The organism is Dactylosporangium sucinum (assembly GCF_014647515.1).
Classification (GTDB): Bacteria; Actinomycetota; Actinomycetes; order Mycobacteriales; family Micromonosporaceae; genus Dactylosporangium; species Dactylosporangium sucinum.
In genome coordinates, this window is the sequence record NZ_BMPI01000030.1 from 1 (window position 1) to 15112 (window position 15112).

Sequence of the window (15112 nt, forward strand, 5' to 3'; positions counted from 1 at the left end):
CGCCGCCCGCTACGGCTCCCGCTTCGAACCGCCACAGCTCCTGCTGGACAAAGCCACCCGCGGCGAACAGTTCCGCTAGCCGAGCTCCGCGCCGGGTCCGGAGCCGTCGGAGGCCCGGGCCCGGCGCGGCAGCAGCTCAAGCCCGGTACATCTCGTCGATGAGCGACGCGTGGCGCTCGGCGATGACCCGGCGGCGCAGCTTGAGCGACGGCGTCAGCTCGCCCGTCTCCGGCGTCCAGGCATACGGCATGATGCGGAACGCCTTGATCTGCTCGGGGCGCGACAGCTTCTCGTTGACGGCCGCCACCGCCGACGCGACCGCGGCGTGGACCGTGGCGTCCTCGGCGAGGGCGGCCAGCCGCCGGTCGGGCAGGCCGTACGAGCCGGCCCAGATCGGCGCCACCTCCTCGTCGAGCACGATCAGCGCGGTGAGGTAGGGACGCCGGTCGCCGATCGCGGCCGCCTGGCCGATCAGCGGGTTGGCCCGCAGCAGGTTCTCGATCTGCGCCGGCGAGATGTTCTTCCCGCTGGAGTTGATGATGAGGTCCTTCTTGCGGTCGGTGATCGTCAGGAAGCCGTCCTCGTCCAGCGTGCCCACGTCGCCGGTCGACAGCCATCCGTCGCCGTCCACGACCGGCTCGACCGCGCCGCCGGGCCGCAGGTACCCCTGGCACACCAGCGGGCCGCGGACCTGGACCTCGCCGTCGTCGAGCAGCCGCAGCTCCATGCCGGCGTTGACCCGCCCGACGGTGCCGGGCCGGAACGACGCCGGCGTGTTGACGGTGGTGGTGCCGGTCGTCTCGGTCATGCCCCACACCTCGAGGACGTCGACGCCCAGGCCCGCCAGGAACAGCAGGACGTCGACGGGGATCGGCGCGGCGCCGCTGCCGGCCCACCGCAGCTCGTCGAGGCCGAGCATGGCGCGCATCGGTCGCAGTACCGACGCATCCACCTCGGCCAGCCGGGCGGCCTGCTCGCCGGTGCGGGGCTCGCCCGCGGCCCGGGCCAGGTAGTCCTCGCGGGCCAGGGCGCTCGCCGCGGCGAACGCCTCCCGCACCGCCGGATCGGCCGCGTCGAGCTGCGACTGCACGCCCGCCGCCAGCTTCTCCCACACCCGGGGCACGCCGAAGAACGAGTGCGGCCGGACCGTGCGCAGCGCGGCGGCGAGCTGCCGCGGGTCGGGGACGATCGTGACGTGCCCGGCCCGGTAGACGAGGTTGTAGATGCCGAGCATCCGCTCCGCGATGTGGGCCAGGGGCAGGTACGCGACGGTGCGCGGATGGTCGGGCAGCGCCGCGGTGGCCTCCAGGACCGCCGCCTGGTGCACGACGTTGTGGTGGGTCAGCAGCACGCCCTTGGGGTCGCCGGTGGTGCCCGAGGTGTACAGCAGCGTCACCGGCCGGTCGGCCCGGACCTCCCGCCAGAGCGCCTCGAACACCTCGGGATCGGCGCCGTGCGCGACCGACCCGGCGGCCTCGACGGCCGCGAGCGGCGTCGTGCCCGGCCCGGCCGCGCCGGCGTCGACCACGATCACGTGCCGCAGGTCGGGCAGGTCGCCGAGCACGCCGACCCAGCGGCGCAGCTCCTCGGCGCCGTCGAGCACCAGCACCGTCGCCGCGCTGTGCTGGGCGACGTACCGCAGCTGCTCCGTGCTCAGCGTGGCGTAGATCGTGCAGGGGACGGCGCCGAGGTGGACCGCGGCCAGGTCGAGCGCCCAGTGCTCGACCCGGCTCGGCATCATCATGATCATGCGGTCGCCCGGCCCGAGGCCCAGGCCGCTCAGCCCGCGGGCCAGCACGGCGACCCGGTCGCGCAGCTCCCGCCACGTGACGACGGCGTCGAGGCCGTAGGTGGTCAGCGCCGCGTGGCCGGGGTACTCGGTCGCGTTGCGGTGCAGCAGGGACGGGATGGTGATGTGGTCCACGGAACCTCCTTCACAGGCGGGTGACGAGGCGTGCTGCGTTCATGTGGGCGATGGCCTGGATGGAGATCATCGGGTTCACGCCCGACGACGTCGGGAACGTGGAGGCGTCGGCCACGACCAGGTTCGGCACCTCCCACGTCGCGCCGTCCGGGTTTGCGGCCGAGGTCGCCCGGCTGGCGCCCATCCGGGCCGCGCCCATGATGTGCAGCGCGGCCATGGCGATCTCCCCGGGCGCGGTGCCCAGGGCCGTCGCGTGCTGGATGAAGTCGTCGATGGAGCCCTTGCCGCGCTCCCAGGTCAGCCCGCGCTGGTGGCCGGAGAACACGCTCGCCGCGCCGGCCGCCTCGACGATGCGGGCGCCGCCCTCGATCCCGGCGCGCATGTGCGCCGCGTCGTAGGGGGAGAGGCGGTAGTGCACGACGGGCTCGCCGTCGCGGCCGACCCGGACCTGGCCGCTGTCGCGGTCGCGGGTGATGATGCCGACCCCGCTCAGGTGCGGCAGGGACCGCATCCGGCTCAGGTGGGCCCGGGCGCCGGTCCAGCTCATGAACGACACGGCGATGGCCGGGTTGGTGGCCGCCGTCTCGTAGATGACGCCGTAGCCGCGGCCGTCGAGGTCGGCGTGCTCGGTGGAGTAGCGGGTCTGCATGCCGCCCTCCCACGGGCGGACCTCCTCTGGGAAGACGCCCCACACGCCGGTGGCCGGGTGCAGGCGCAGGTGCCGGCCGATGTTCGGGTTGGTGAGCCCGGACCGGCGCAGCAGCGCCGGGGTCTGCACGCTGCCCGCCGCGGCGACCACGGCGCGGGCGCGGACCGTGACCGGGTGGCCGCCGGCCGCGGTGCCGGTGACGCCGGTGGCCCGGCCCGCCGCGATCGTCACCGTGCGCACGTCGACGCCGACGAGCAGGCGCGCACCGGCCTCCTGGGCGTCGACGAGCCACGTCTTCGCGGTGGACTGCTTGGCGCCGAGCCGGCAGCCGAGGCCGCACCGGCCGCAGTCGATGCCGGTGTCGCAGCCCTCGACGTTGCGGGGCATCGCGTCGACGTGCCAGCCGAGCTTCTCCAGGCCGCGCTCCATGAGCGCGTCGCGGGACGAGATCCGGTTGTGGCGGAGGTTCACGCCGAGGCGGGTCCACACCGCGTCGAGGCTGCGGTCGTACTCGTCGGTGGTGAACGGGTCGCCCCACTCCTCGCGCACGCCCGGCGGGGTGCGGAACGACGTGGCGTAGTTCACCACCGTGCCGCCGCCGACGCACTGGCCCTGCAGCAGGCTGAGCTGGCCCTCGGCGGTGACGGCCGGGCCGGGCGCGTAGAGGCGGGACAGGCCGGACAGCTCGCCGCCGTCGAAGTCGCGGTCGTCGTAGTACTCACCCTTCTCCACCACGATCACGTCCAGGCCCGCGGCGGCGAGGACGGCGGCGGCGGTACCGCCACCGGCACCCGACCCGACGACGACCACGTCGCAGTCGAGGACGGTCGCGCCGGACGGGCGGATCGGGGTCAGCGGCGGCTCGGGGGCGTCGGCGCGGGTGCCGAGCGGGCCCGGGTAGCCGATGGCGTCCCAGACCGGCGAGTGCCCGGTGGGCCCGGGTGTCAGGTAGTAGGCGAGGGTGGCCGCGCCCTTGAGCGCCTGGAACAGCGCGCGCTTCTGGGTGACGCCGGACTCGGCGAGGGCGAGCAGCATCCGCTCCCGGCGCTCCTGCGGCTGGCGGGAGAACCGTCGCGCGCCGCCGCCGGGGACCAGCCGCACGATCGGGGAGTCCCAGGCCGACAGCAACTGCCGGAACTGCCGCACCTCGGCGGCGCGCGGGTTGTGCAGGGCGAGCGCGGCCATGACGTCGGCGGCGCCGAGCCGGCTGGCCGGCGGGACGCCGTCGCCGTCACCCGGCGCGAAGGTGTCGCAGATGCTCACCAGGGCGGCGCGCTGCTTGGCGGTCAGTTCCATCGGGTGGTGCCTCCAGGGTGTTCGGGGCGGTGCCGAAGTACGCCTCGGCGACGGCGTGCCGGTCGGCGCGCAGGTCGGCGGCCGGTCCGGCGAGCGTGGCGCGGCCGTGGTGCAGCACGATCGCCCGGTCGGCGATCGACAGCGCCAGGTCGATGTGCTGCTCGACGAGCACGACGCCGACGCCGAACCGGTCCGCGAGCGACCGGACGGCGGGCAGCAGGGCCTGGACCGCGACCGGGGCCAGGCCCATGCTCATCTCGTCGACCAGCAGGACGCGAGGCCGGCCGGCCAGGGCCTTGGCGAGGGCGAGCATCTGCTGCTCGCCGCCCGACAGCAGCCCGCAGCGGCGCGACATCAGCCCGGCCAGCGCGGGGAAGAGCTCCTCGTGGGTCCGGTCGCGGCCGCCGCGCCGGGCGAGGGCGAGGTTCTCGCGCACCGTCAGGCCGTGGAAGACGCCTCGCGTGTCGGGCACCAGGATCAGCCCGGCGCGCGCGTTGCGCTCCAGCCGCCGGTGCAGCGGCCGGCCGAACGCCTCGACGGTGCCCCGCATCGGGCGGATGACCCCGGCCGCGGCCAGCAGGGTGGTTGTCTTGCCGGCGCCGTTCGGGCCCAGCAGGGCGAGGACCTCGCCCTCGGCCAGGTCGAGGTCGAGGTCCCGGACGGCGGGGATCCCGGCGTAGCCGGCGGTGACGCCGCGCAGGCGCAGGAGTGGGGTCGTCACGGGGCCAGCTCCGATCCGAGGTAGGCGCGGCGGACGGCCGGGTCGGCGAGCACCGCCTGCGGGGTGCCGTCGGCGATGACGACGCCGTAGTCGAGGACGTACACGCGGTCGCAGACGTCGGCGACGAGGGTCATGTCGTGGTCGATCAGCAGGACCGCGAGGCCCGACTCGGCGACCGCGCGCACGTGGCGGCCGAACTCGGCGCTCTCGTCGGTGTCCAGCCCGGCGGCCGGCTCGTCGAGCAGGACCACCCGGGTGCCTCCGACGAGGGCGCGGGCCACGCCGGCGATCTTCTGCCGGCCCAGGCTCAGCTCCCCGGGCCGGCGGTCGGCGACGAAGTGCAGGCCGAACAGCTCCAGGACCTCGTCGACGTCGCGGCCGGGCGGGCGGCGGCCGGCGAGGTCGCCCCACAGGTTGCGCAGCGGCCCGCGGCCGGTGGCGACGGCGACGTTCTGCCGCACGGTGAGGTCCGCGAACAGCTCGCCGGCCTGCCAGGTGCGGGCCAGGCCGGCGCGGCGGCGCGCGTGCGGCGGCAGCCGGTCGATGCGCCGACCGGCCAGGCTGACGGTGCCGCGGGCCGGGGCGAACCCGGTGACGGCGTCGACGAGGCTGGTCTTGCCGGCGCCGTTCGGGCCGATCAGCCCGACGACCTCGCCCGCGCCCACGGTGAGGCCGACGTCGTCGTTGGCCAGCACCCCGCCGTAGCGCACGGTGAGCCCGGTGGTCTGCAGCAAGGCGTTCATGCGGTCGCCCCCCGGCGCACCAGGTGGGCGATCCCCGACGGGTTGAGCACCGCGGTCACGACGAGCGCGCAGGCCGCGATCAGGGTGTAGTACCGGCCGAGGCCGAGCGTGGTGCCGAGCAGCGTGTAGAGCACGCCGAGCGGGGCGATCAGGCCGGCGACGAGCGCGCCGCCGATGCGGGTGATGCCGCCGACGTAGGCCATGCACAGCACGCTGAGCCCGACGACGACGTTGAACGACTCGACCGACAGCTGCGAGCGGCTGTACCCGATGAGGCACCCGCCGACCCCGGCGAGGAACGCCGACAGGGCGAACCCGGCCAGCTTGGTGCGGGCCACGTCGATGCCGGCGGCCGCCGCGGCGCGCTCGTTGGACCGGATCGCCAGGAACGACTGGCCGGTCGAGCCGGCGAGCAGCCGGGCGACGACGGCGACGAGCGCGGCGACGATGACGACCACCGTGGCGGAGAACGCGACGGTGGTCAGGTCGGTGCCGCGGCGCACCGTGAGGTCCCAGCCGAACAGCGCCGGGCCGGTGATGAGGTTGCCCTCGAACGGGGTGAGCGCCGGGTTGGCGAAGATGAGCTGCTGCAGCGCGACGGCCCCGGCCAGCGTCACCACGGCGAGCTGCGCGCCCCGGATGCGCAACGCCGGCAGGCCGACCACCACGCCGACGAGCGTGGCGACGCCGGCCGAGAGCAGGATCGACAGCGGGAACGGCACGCCCCAGGCGACCGTGGCCCGGGACAGCACGAACCCGCCGGTGCCGGCGAACGCCATCGAGGCGAGCGAGATCTGCCCGAGGTAGCCGGTGAGCACGACGAGCGACAGGGCGATGAGCGCCATGATGATCGAGGTGACGACGCCGAACCGCCAGCTGCCCGAGGTGAGCCCGACGGCGACGGCGGCCGCGGCGGCGAGCCCGGCGCCCGCCGTCCACGGGCGGCGGGGCAGGGCCACGGCCGGCATGCGGACCGTGCCCAGGGCGCCCCGCGCCGGGATGTGCCGGCCCAGCACGACCAGCGCGACGACGACGAGGACGAACGGCAGCGCCTCGCCGAAGCCGGCCTGGGCCCAGGCCGGCCAGCCGTCGCGGGTGCTCAGCAGCAGCAGGATCGACTGCAGGCAGCCGATCGCCACGCCGGCCGCGCAGGCGGCGACGACCGAGGTCAGCCGGGCCAGCAGGGCGGCGGCGAGGCCGGGCAGGACGTAGAACATGTAGCCGATCGGGTCGAGGCCGAGGGTCGGCGCGGCGAACACCGCCACGAGCGACGTCGCCGCGCCGGTGATGAGCCACATGACGCCGGCGAGCCGGTCGGGCGACAGCCCGGTCAGCCGGGCGGCCCGCTCGTCCTCCGCGCTCGCCCGGGTGGCCACGCCCCACCGGGTGAACCGGAAGTACGCCGAGAGGGCCGCCGCGACCGTCACCGCCACGCCCAGCAGGACCAGGTCGCTCGCGTTGACGAACGTGCCGGCCACCGGCAGCGTCCGGTCGGTGAGCAGCGGCTCGGCGAGGGCGCCGTTCGTCGGGAACCGCAGCGGCACCAGCGCGGCGATCGCCAGCATCAGCCCGACCGACGCCACCACCTGTGACAGCGGCGGCGCCGCGCGCAACGGCCGGAACACCAGCCAGTGGGCGGCCACCGCGAGCCCGGCGGTGCAGAGCACGCCGAGCGCAACGGCCGCCCAGGCGGACACCGGCGCGCCGAGCGGCACCGCGCCGACGGGCAGCACGAGGGTGCCGCTGCGCCGCAGCTCGGCGACGACCCACACGCCCCACAGGGCGAGCGAGCCCTGCGCGAAGTTGAGCACTCCGGTGGCGGCGTGCAGCGACACGATCGACGCGGCGATCACGGCGTAGACCGAGCCGGCGGCGAAGCCGAGCGTGATGAAGAGCAGGACCTGGTCCATGGTTCGGGTTACACCGCTCCCGGGATGGCGGCGAGCACCTGCGGTACCGGCGTGATCCACCCGTCGGTGACCGGCTTGGCCGTGCCGTCGGCCTGGACCACGAACAGCAGCATCTGGGTCGTGCAGTTCGGCGAGGTGGCGCTGCCGCAGGTGACCTTCGGGCCGAGGAAGGTCGGGAAGTCCTTCAGCGCCTTCAGGGTCTTCAGCGCGCCGGGCCCGGTGAGGTCGCTCTCGGGCGCCGCTGCCATGGCCTTGGCGAAGTTGACGAGCAGCGCGAACTCGCCGTAGGCGTAGTAGCCGGGGGTGCCGCCGCTGACGCCGGAGATGTACTTCTCGGCCAGCGTCAGCTCGGCCTGCACGTCGGCCGGCGCGTACTTCGCCGCGGCGGGCAGCCAGTTCGACGAGTACAGCGCGCCGCCGGCCGCCTGCGCGGGGGAGCTCTTGATGTAGTCGGTGCAGGCGGCGGTGAAGATCTCGCCCTTGTACTGCAGCTGCCGCAGCGCCTTCACCAGGGCCGAGCAGACCGCCTCGCTCGGCGAGGCCACCAGGCCGCCGACGTCGGGGTTGGCCTGCGCGATGGTCGAGGCGACCGCCGTGAAGTTCGGGTTGGTGGCGGAGAAGTAGATGCCCTTGGCGTCGATCCCGAGGGTCTTGGCCAGCACGGGCAGCAGGTTGTCGATGGTCTGGTGCGACGACGGGGTGTCGACGAGGGCGAGGGTGACCGACTTCTTGCCGTCGGACTTGAACGCCTGCAGCGCCCCGACGAGGAACGACGCCTGCGGTGCGGCGAAGAAGACCCGGTTCTCCGCCTTGGCGCCGGTCACCGAGTCGAACGGGATCATGCCGACGAGCGGGATCTGGGCGGCGGTGAGGGCCGGCAGGGCCGCGCTCGACGAGAGGTTGTAGCCGTCCATGACGGCCACCACCTTCTTCTCGACGAACGTGTTGGCGCACGACTGCGCCCGTTCCGGCGTGGTGTCGGTGTCGCACGACACGACCTCGAGCGGGTGGCCGTTGATGCCGCCGAGCTCGCCGTTGATGTACGACACCGCCGCCTTGACGCCGGTGTCGGTGCCCGGCTGGGGGACCGGCCCGCCGGACGGATTGAGGAAGCCGACGGTGATCGGCGGCTTGGAGAAGGTGGGCGACGCGCCCGGGGGAGCGGGCGTTTCGGAGGCGCAGCCGGCCGCCGCCAGGGTGGCGACGAGCAGGACCGCGGGATACCGGCGCATGGGTTGCCTCATTTCGAAGACGTCGTCGCCGCCCGGCAGGGGTCGGGGCGGTCGACGGGCAGCTCGTCCAGTGCAGACACGGGATGGCGCGTACCGCCGGACCGGTGTGCGGCCGGTTCGGCGGTACCGACGTGACAGGCTGATCGGCCCGCGCCTCGGCGGACCCTCGTCGTTCTGCACGGCACTGTAAAGCAGCGTTAACTTCTTGGGAAGAGGACGCTGCTCTGTCTTGTTCGCCGGCCGATCGAATGAGAACCGGGCCTAACAAAACGAAGACTTGCCAGGGAGTGCCACCGGCAGGCAGTATCAAATGTCAAATATCAAATCCGCGCGGTGAGGAGCCGGCCGACGTGAACCGCACCATCCACACCGACGAGCACCGGGCGTTCATCGAGCTGGTCCGGGCGTTCGTCGACAAGGAGATCGCCCCGCACCACGAGCGCTGGGAGCAGGACGGGATCGTCGACCGCGAGGTGTGGCGGGCGGCCGGCCGGGCCGGCCTGCTCGGCTTCTTCGTCGACCCGCGCTACGGCGGCGCCGGCGTGACCGACCGCCGCTTCAACGCCGTCCTGACCGAGGAGCTGGCCCGGGCCGGCGCGAGCGGTCCCGCGTTCGGCCTGCACAACGACATCATCGGGCCGTACCTGACCGACCTGACCAACGACGAGCAGCGGCAGCGGTGGCTGCCGGGCTTCTGCTCCGGCGAGCTCATCACCGCGATCGCCATGTCCGAGCCGGGCGCCGGCAGCGACCTGCAGGGCATCGCCACCACCGCCGTGCGGGACGGGGACCACTACGTCCTGAACGGGCAGAAGACGTTCATCAGCAACGGCATCCTGTCGGACCTGGTCATCGTCGTGGCCCGCACCGACCCGGCGGCCGGCCACCGCGGCATCAGCCTGCTGGTGGTCGAGCGGGGCATGGCCGGCTTCGAGCGGGGCCGCAACCTCGACAAGATCGGGCAGAAGGCCCAGGACACGGCCGAGCTGTTCTTCTCCGACGTGCGGGTGCCGGCGGCCAACCTGCTCGGCGAGGAGGGCCGGGGCTTCGCCTACCTCATGCGCAACCTGCCCTACGAGCGGCTGTCCATCGCCGTCGCCGCCCTCGCCGGGGCCGAGCGGGTGTTCGAGCAGACCGTCGCCTACTGCAAGGAACGGCACGCGTTCGGCGCGCCGATCGGCAGCTTCCAGCACAACCGGTTCGTGCTGGCCGAGCTGGCCACCGAGCTGCGCATCGGCCGCGTGTTCGTCGACCGGTGCCTGGTCGACGCCGAGCTCACGGCGCAGACCGCGGCGATGGCGAAGTGGTGGTGCACGGAGCTGCAGCAGCGCACCGTGGACCGCTGCCTGCAGCTGCACGGCGGCTACGGCTACATGCGCGAGTATCCGGTGGCGCGGGCGTACCTCGACGCCCGCGTGCAGACGATCTACGGCGGCACGACCGAGATCATGAAGGAGGTGGTCGGCCGGTCACTCGGCCTGTGACAGCATGGGCACCAGGAACTGCCGGGCGATCGCACGCAGCTGCTCGTCGTCGTCGAGATCGATGATCTGGCTCGGCGTGATGAGGAACGACGAGGAGATCCGGGTCCACAGCTCGGCCACGACCTCGACGTCCACGTCGGCCGAGATGGTGCCGGCGTGCTGCTCGCTGCGCAGCTGGCCGGCGACGAACCGCTGCACGGTGCCCTGCGTCCGGCCGCCGTCGCTGATCATCGACGGGATGACGAGCTCGGGCTCGGCGCTCATCAGGCCGCCGATCAGCGGGTTGCGCCGGATGGCCTGCAGCGCGCTGACGAAGCCCAGCACGACCCGGTCGGCGACGGTCTCCGCCCGCTCGATGTCCACGAGGAACTGGTCGAAATAGCGCCGGAACTCGCGCCGCACCACCTGCTCGACCAGGGCGTCCTTGGTGGCGAAGCGACGATACGCGGTGATGCGGGAGACCCCGGCCCGCCGGGCGACGTCCTCCATGGTGGAGCGCCGGATGCCCATGCGGCAGAACTGGTCGTAGGCCGCGTCGAGCAGGCGCGTGGTGATCTCGTCGTTGTCCCCGGCGCGCTCCACCGCCTCGGCGAACGCCCGCTCCAGCAGCGAGTCCGAGTCGGCGGTCGCGACCAGGGCCGACAACAACGGTTCCACGGCCCGCCTTTCCCCGACGCCGGAATCGAGTCATCATACCGGGCTCCGGCGCCGGCCCAGGTCGTCGCGCCGGGCGAGTGCCCCGGCGGAGCGGACGTAGGCCAGCGACACCGTCGCCAGGCTCAGGTCCTCCGGCGCCGGCTCGCCGACCAGCACGATCCGCCGCAGGCTCGGCAGCCCGGGCAGGACCGGCCGCCACCGGGCCAGCTCGGCCGAGCCCTCCAGCACGAGCAGCTGCGCGGCGCTGTGCCGGGCCACCAGGCGCAGCTGGTCGGTGCTCAGCGCGGGGCGCAGGGGCACCGGCGTCGCGCCCACGTGGACCGCCGCGCTGTGGATCAGCCAGTGCTCCGGGCGGCCGGACATCATGATCAGGACCCGGCCACCGGCCCGCAGGCCGATCTCGGTGAGGCCGCGGCCGACGACGGCCACCTCGTCAGTGTCCACGACGTGCCCCCTCAGGTCATTGAGCGGTCCAGCCCCCGTCGACGTGCAGGATGCTGCCGGTGACGTATCCGGCCGCGTCGGACGCCAGGAACGCGACCGCGCCGACGACCTCCTCCGGCCGGCCGAACCGGCCCATCGGGATGCGCTCGCGCAGCCGCTGCGACCACGTCTCGTGGTTGCGCAGCCCCTCGGTCATCCGGGTCTCCAGGTAGCCGGGCGCCACCGCGTTGACCCGCACGCCGGCCGGTGCCCACTCCAGGGCCAGGGTCCGGGTCAGCTGCTCGACGCCGCCCTTGCTGGCGCTGTAGGCGGCCAGCCGCGGCAGGCCGACCTGGCCGTGGACCGAGGAGATGTTGACGATGCTGCCCGCGCCCTGCCGCAGCATGACCGCGCCGGCCGCGCGGGCGCAGCGGAAGACCCCGGACAGGTTGGTGTCGAGCACGCGCTGCCAGTCGGCCGTGCCGAGCCGCTCGCTGCGCTCCAGCGACGGGCTGATCCCGGCGTTGTTGACCAGCACGTCGAGGCGGCCCCAGCGCTGCGTGGCCAGCTCGACGACCGCGTCGGCGGTGGCCTCGTCGGTGACGTCGCCGACGACCGTCTCCGCGGTGCCGCCGGCGGCGACGATCCGGTCCCGCACGGCCCGCAGGGTGTCGGCGGCGCGGGCCTGGAGGATGACCGTCGCGCCGTGCGCGGCCAGCCCCTCGGCCAGCGCCGCGCCGAGGCCCCGGCCGGCCCCGGTGACCCAGGCGACCTTGCCGTGCAACTGCCCGGTCACCGGGGTCCCCCGACGTTCACGACGAGGCCCTCGGCTGGAGCATGGGCACGAGGAACTGCCGGGCCACCGCGGCGAGCTGGGCCTCGTCGTCGAGGTCGACGACCTGGCTGGGGATCGCGAGGAACGACGCCGAGACCCGGACCATCAGCTCCGCGGCGAGGTCGGCGTCCAGGTCGTGCGACACGTTGCCCGCGCGCTGCTCGCGGCGCAGCTGCCCGGCGAGGAACCGTCGCACGGTCGCCAGGGTCTGCCCGCCGTCGCTGATCATCGACGGCGCGACCAGGTCGGGCTCCGCGGCCATCAGGCCGCCGATCAGCGGATTGTGCCGCAGCGCGCGCAGCGAGCTCACGAACCCGGCCACCACCCGGTCGGCCACGGTCCCGGCGCGGGCGATGTCGACGAGGAACTGGTCGAAATACCGCCGGAACTCCCGCCGCACCACCTGCTCGACCAGCGCGTTCTTGGTCGCGAACCGCCGGTAGACGGTGATGCGGGAGACCCGGGCGCGGCGGGCCACGTCCTCCATGGTGCAGCGCTGGATCCCCACCCGGCAGAACTGCTCGTAGGCCGCGTCGAGCAGTCGGGTCCGGATTTCGTCCGCATCATCGATGCCTTCAACAGCGTCAATGTATGCGCGTTCGACGAGGGACGTCACGATCACCTCCTGAAGCGTCTTGTGATGGCCGACACAGTGTGGTCTCATACGTGAAACACCGAGGCAATCTGCGTTTCATCGTATCAGATCTGGTCTCGACCTCAAGGAGGAGCGACGGCATGGACCGGCTCAGCAGGCGAAACGTGTTGGCGGTGGGCGGTGCGCTGGGCGCACTCGGCGCGCTGGGGGTGGCGACCCCGGGATGGACCTGGGCGCCGAGCGGCTCCGTCGCGGGCGCGGGCGCGGGTGCCGACCCGCGCTGGGTGTGGGACGAGGAGGCCGACCCGCTGGTCGCCTCGCTGATCGACCGCGGCGACGTGCCGCGGGTCAACGAGCTGCTGCGGACCTGGACCAAGAACGGCCAGGCGCTGCCGAGCGGGCTGCCGGCGGACCTGCGGGACTTCATGGAGCGCGCCCGGCAGCTGCCGGCCTGGACCGACCAGCGCAAGCTCGCCCTCGCGGTCGAGTTCAACAACAAGCGGGGGCTGTACCTCGGGGTCCTCTACGGGCTGGCCAGCGGCATGATGAGCACGGTCATCCCGAAGGAGGCGCGGGCCGTCTACTACTCCCAGGGCGGCGCGGACATGAAGGACCGCATCTCCAAGACGGCCAAGCTGGGGTACGACATCGGCGCCCGCAACGCCTACCAGCCCGACGGTGAGATGATCGTGACCTGCGTCAAGACGCGGCTGGTGCACGCGGCGGTCCGGCACCTGCTGCCGCAGTCGCCGTACTGGTCGGCGGTCGCCGACGAGGAGATCCCGATCAGCCAGCGGGACATGATGGTGACCTGGCACAGCCTGCCGACGACCGTCATGCAGAAGCTGACCGCCTGGAAGGTGCCGATCCCGGCCGCCGAGTCCGAGGCGTTCCTGCACTCCTGGCAGGTCGGCGCCCACATGCTCGGCATCAGGGACGAGTACATCCCGGCCTCCTGGGTGGAGGCGAACTCCCAGGCCGCGCAGGTGCTCACGCCGGTGCTGGCCCCGACCGCCGAGGGCATCAAGCTCGCCGACATCCTGCTCAACCTCGGCTCGGTGATCGACGGCGGCCTGCTCACCAAGCCGATCCTCGGCGCGTTCACCCGGTTCATGCTCGGCGACCAGATCGCCGGGTGGCTGAAGATCGACCGGGAGCCGATCTGGGACACGCTGCTGAAGACCGCCTGGGGGCCGTTCATCGCCGTCCGGGAGGGGCTGCTGCCGTTCCCGCTGGCGCCGGCCGCGTACTGGACCTTCGACGAGTTCCTCCGCAAGGCGGCGCTGCTCTTCCTGTCCGAGGCCAAGCCCATCAGGATCGAGATCCCGGTCGCCAACCGTCCGTCCTGACCAGTTCGGCATCCACGGACGTCTTGTTCAGGTACAAAGAAACGCATATCGTATCTGCGTATCATCCGATGCGCATGAGGAGGGTTAGAGGCATGGCCGAGCTCAGCAGGAGAAAGATCCTGATCTCGGGCGGGGCACTGGGCGCGCTCGGCGCCCTCGGGGTGGCGACCCCGGCCTGGTCCTGGGCGCCGAGCGGCTCGATCGCGGGCGCCGGCACCGGCGCCGACCCGCGGTGGGTCTGGGACGCGGAGGCCGACCCGCTGGTCGCCGCGCTCATCGACCGCGGCGACGTGCCGCTGGTCAACCAGCTGCTGTGGGACTGGAACCGCAACGACCAGCCGCTGCCCGCCGGGCTGCCGGCGGACCTGCGGGACTTCATGGAGCACGCCCGGCAGCTGCCGGCGTGGGCGGACCGGGTGAAGCTGGAGCGCGCGGCCCAGTTCAACAAGTCCCGGGGGTTGTACCTCAACCTGCTCAACGGCGTCGGCGGCGGCATGCTCAGCACCGCCATCCCCAAGGAGGCCCGCGCGGTCTACTACTCCAAGGGCGGCGCCGACATGGAGGACCGCGTCGCCAAGACGAGCATCCTCGGGTTCGCCGTCGGCGACCTCAACGCGTACCGGCCCGACGGCGACTGCGTCGTCCAGGCGGTGAAGACCCGCCTGGTGCACGCGGCGGTGCGGCACCTGCTGCAGCAGTCGCCGCACTGGGACGGCACGATCCCGATCAGCCAGGAGGACATGCTCGTCACCTGGCACACGCTGCCGACGTTCGCCATGCGCCGGATGCGTGACTGGCAGGTGCCGATGACCACCGCCGACACCGACGCCTACCTGCACGTGTGGCAGGTGACGGCGCACATGCTCGGCATCCGCGACGAGTACATCCCCGCCACCTGGGCCGCCGCCAACGCCCAGTCCGACCAGATCCTGCCCCGCAACATGGGACCGACGCCGGAGGGCGTCATCCTCACCGACATCCTGCTCGGCCAGCTCGCCGAGCAGACCAGCCCCGGCAGCATCAGCCGGCCGCTGTGCAACGCGCTCGCCCGCTACCTCGTCGGCGACCAGGTCGCCGATTGGGACGGCATCCGCCGCGAGCCGGTGTGGGGGCCGCTCATCAGCACCGTCTGGCCGCTGCTGGTGAAGTTCCGCGAGGGCCTCATCCCGCTGCCGCTGGTGCCCGAGACCGCCTGGGTCATCGACGAGGCCGCCCGCCAGTACATCCTCTTCTACCTCACCAAGGGCAAGGAGACGAAGATCGTCATCCCCACCGTGAACCGCCCCGAGTGAGC

Annotated in this window: 13 protein-coding genes; 3 read left to right on the plus strand and 10 right to left on the minus strand. The window is 73.1% G+C overall.

Features of this window, described 5'->3' with window-relative positions:
* Positions 1 to 136 precede the first annotated feature (136 nt).
* Genes IEZ31_RS28000 through IEZ31_RS28025 form a run of 6 tightly spaced genes read right to left on the minus strand, consistent with a single transcriptional unit; the run spans position 137 to position 8475 of the window.
* Positions 137 to 1924, minus strand: a complete 1788-nt coding sequence (locus IEZ31_RS28000) for an AMP-dependent synthetase/ligase (RefSeq protein ID WP_190252986.1) — start codon at positions 1922 to 1924, stop codon at positions 137 to 139.
* Positions 1925 to 1934: 10 nt separating this feature from the next.
* Positions 1935 to 3869, minus strand: coding sequence for a GMC family oxidoreductase N-terminal domain-containing protein (locus IEZ31_RS28005; RefSeq protein WP_190252987.1), 1935 nt, complete (start codon positions 3867 to 3869; stop codon positions 1935 to 1937).
* Positions 3805 to 4590: an ABC transporter ATP-binding protein gene (locus IEZ31_RS28010; protein ID WP_229835907.1), complete on the minus strand. Its 786-nt coding sequence runs from the start codon at positions 4588 to 4590 to the stop codon at positions 3805 to 3807. Before IEZ31_RS28010 ends, IEZ31_RS28005 begins: the two co-directional genes overlap by 65 nt.
* Positions 4587 to 5333 carry an ABC transporter ATP-binding protein gene (locus IEZ31_RS28015; RefSeq protein ID WP_190252988.1) on the minus strand — a complete coding sequence of 249 codons (747 nt, stop codon included), beginning with the start codon at positions 5331 to 5333 and terminating at the stop codon, positions 4587 to 4589. The genes IEZ31_RS28010 and IEZ31_RS28015 overlap by 4 nt, the downstream gene beginning before the upstream one ends.
* Positions 5330 to 7243, minus strand: a complete 1914-nt coding sequence (locus IEZ31_RS28020) for an ABC transporter permease (RefSeq protein ID WP_190252989.1) — start codon at positions 7241 to 7243, stop codon at positions 5330 to 5332. The genes IEZ31_RS28015 and IEZ31_RS28020 overlap by 4 nt, the downstream gene beginning before the upstream one ends.
* Before the next feature lie 8 nt (positions 7244 to 7251).
* The gene (locus IEZ31_RS28025) at positions 7252 to 8475 is read right to left on the minus strand and encodes an ABC transporter substrate-binding protein (protein WP_229835908.1); all 1224 of its coding nucleotides are present in this window, start codon (positions 8473 to 8475) and stop codon (positions 7252 to 7254) included.
* Positions 8476 to 8825: 350 nt separating this feature from the next.
* On the opposite strand from IEZ31_RS28025, the gene IEZ31_RS28030 reads away from it, so the two are divergent.
* Positions 8826 to 9959, plus strand: a complete 1134-nt coding sequence (locus IEZ31_RS28030) for an acyl-CoA dehydrogenase family protein (protein WP_229835909.1) — start codon at positions 8826 to 8828, stop codon at positions 9957 to 9959.
* Here the strand turns inward: IEZ31_RS28030 and IEZ31_RS28035 are convergent.
* The 4 genes from IEZ31_RS28035 to IEZ31_RS28050 are packed head-to-tail and all read right to left on the minus strand — an operon-like array spanning position 9945 to position 12490.
* The gene (locus IEZ31_RS28035) at positions 9945 to 10616 is read right to left on the minus strand and encodes a TetR/AcrR family transcriptional regulator (RefSeq protein WP_229835910.1); all 672 of its coding nucleotides are present in this window, start codon (positions 10614 to 10616) and stop codon (positions 9945 to 9947) included. The two genes, IEZ31_RS28030 and IEZ31_RS28035, sit on opposite strands and share 15 nt — an antisense overlap.
* Before the next feature lie 33 nt (positions 10617 to 10649).
* A complete protein-coding gene (locus IEZ31_RS28040) occupies positions 10650 to 11060 on the minus strand; it encodes an AMP-binding protein (RefSeq protein WP_190252992.1) in 411 nt (136 codons plus the stop codon).
* A 16-nt stretch (positions 11061 to 11076) separates the two neighbouring features.
* A complete protein-coding gene (locus IEZ31_RS28045; protein ID WP_190252993.1) occupies positions 11077 to 11835 on the minus strand; it encodes an SDR family NAD(P)-dependent oxidoreductase in 759 nt (252 codons plus the stop codon).
* 16 nt (positions 11836 to 11851) lie between these two features.
* Positions 11852 to 12490, minus strand: a complete 639-nt coding sequence (locus tag IEZ31_RS28050; protein ID WP_229835911.1) for a TetR/AcrR family transcriptional regulator — start codon at positions 12488 to 12490, stop codon at positions 11852 to 11854.
* A gap of 119 nt (positions 12491 to 12609) precedes the next feature.
* Here IEZ31_RS28050 and IEZ31_RS28055 point away from each other — a divergent pair, with 119 nt between their 5' ends.
* Together IEZ31_RS28055 and IEZ31_RS28060 are read left to right on the plus strand one after the other, a co-directional pair.
* The gene (locus IEZ31_RS28055) at positions 12610 to 13818 is read left to right on the plus strand and encodes an oxygenase MpaB family protein (RefSeq protein ID WP_190252995.1); all 1209 of its coding nucleotides are present in this window, start codon (positions 12610 to 12612) and stop codon (positions 13816 to 13818) included.
* A gap of 74 nt (positions 13819 to 13892) precedes the next feature.
* Positions 13893 to 15110, plus strand: a complete 1218-nt coding sequence (locus IEZ31_RS28060) for an oxygenase MpaB family protein (protein ID WP_229835912.1) — start codon at positions 13893 to 13895, stop codon at positions 15108 to 15110.
* Positions 15111 to 15112 lie beyond the last annotated feature (2 nt).

Bases quoted from the DNA above. Each gene is read 5' to 3' on its own strand.
- IEZ31_RS28025 (WP_229835908.1), bottom strand. From the start codon at position 8,475: ATGCGCCGGTATCCCGCGGTCCTGCTCGTCGCCACCCTGGCGGCGGCC.
- IEZ31_RS28060 (WP_229835912.1), top strand. From the start codon at position 13,893: ATGAGGAGGGTTAGAGGCATGGCCGAGCTCAGCAGGAGAAAGATCCTG.
- IEZ31_RS28020 (WP_190252989.1), bottom strand. From the start codon at position 7,243: ATGGACCAGGTCCTGCTCTTCATCACGCTCGGCTTCGCCGCCGGCTCG.
- IEZ31_RS28015 (WP_190252988.1), bottom strand. From the start codon at position 5,333: ATGAACGCCTTGCTGCAGACCACCGGGCTCACCGTGCGCTACGGCGGG.
- IEZ31_RS28055 (WP_190252995.1), top strand. From the start codon at position 12,610: ATGGACCGGCTCAGCAGGCGAAACGTGTTGGCGGTGGGCGGTGCGCTG.
- IEZ31_RS28005 (WP_190252987.1), bottom strand. From the start codon at position 3,869: ATGGAACTGACCGCCAAGCAGCGCGCCGCCCTGGTGAGCATCTGCGAC.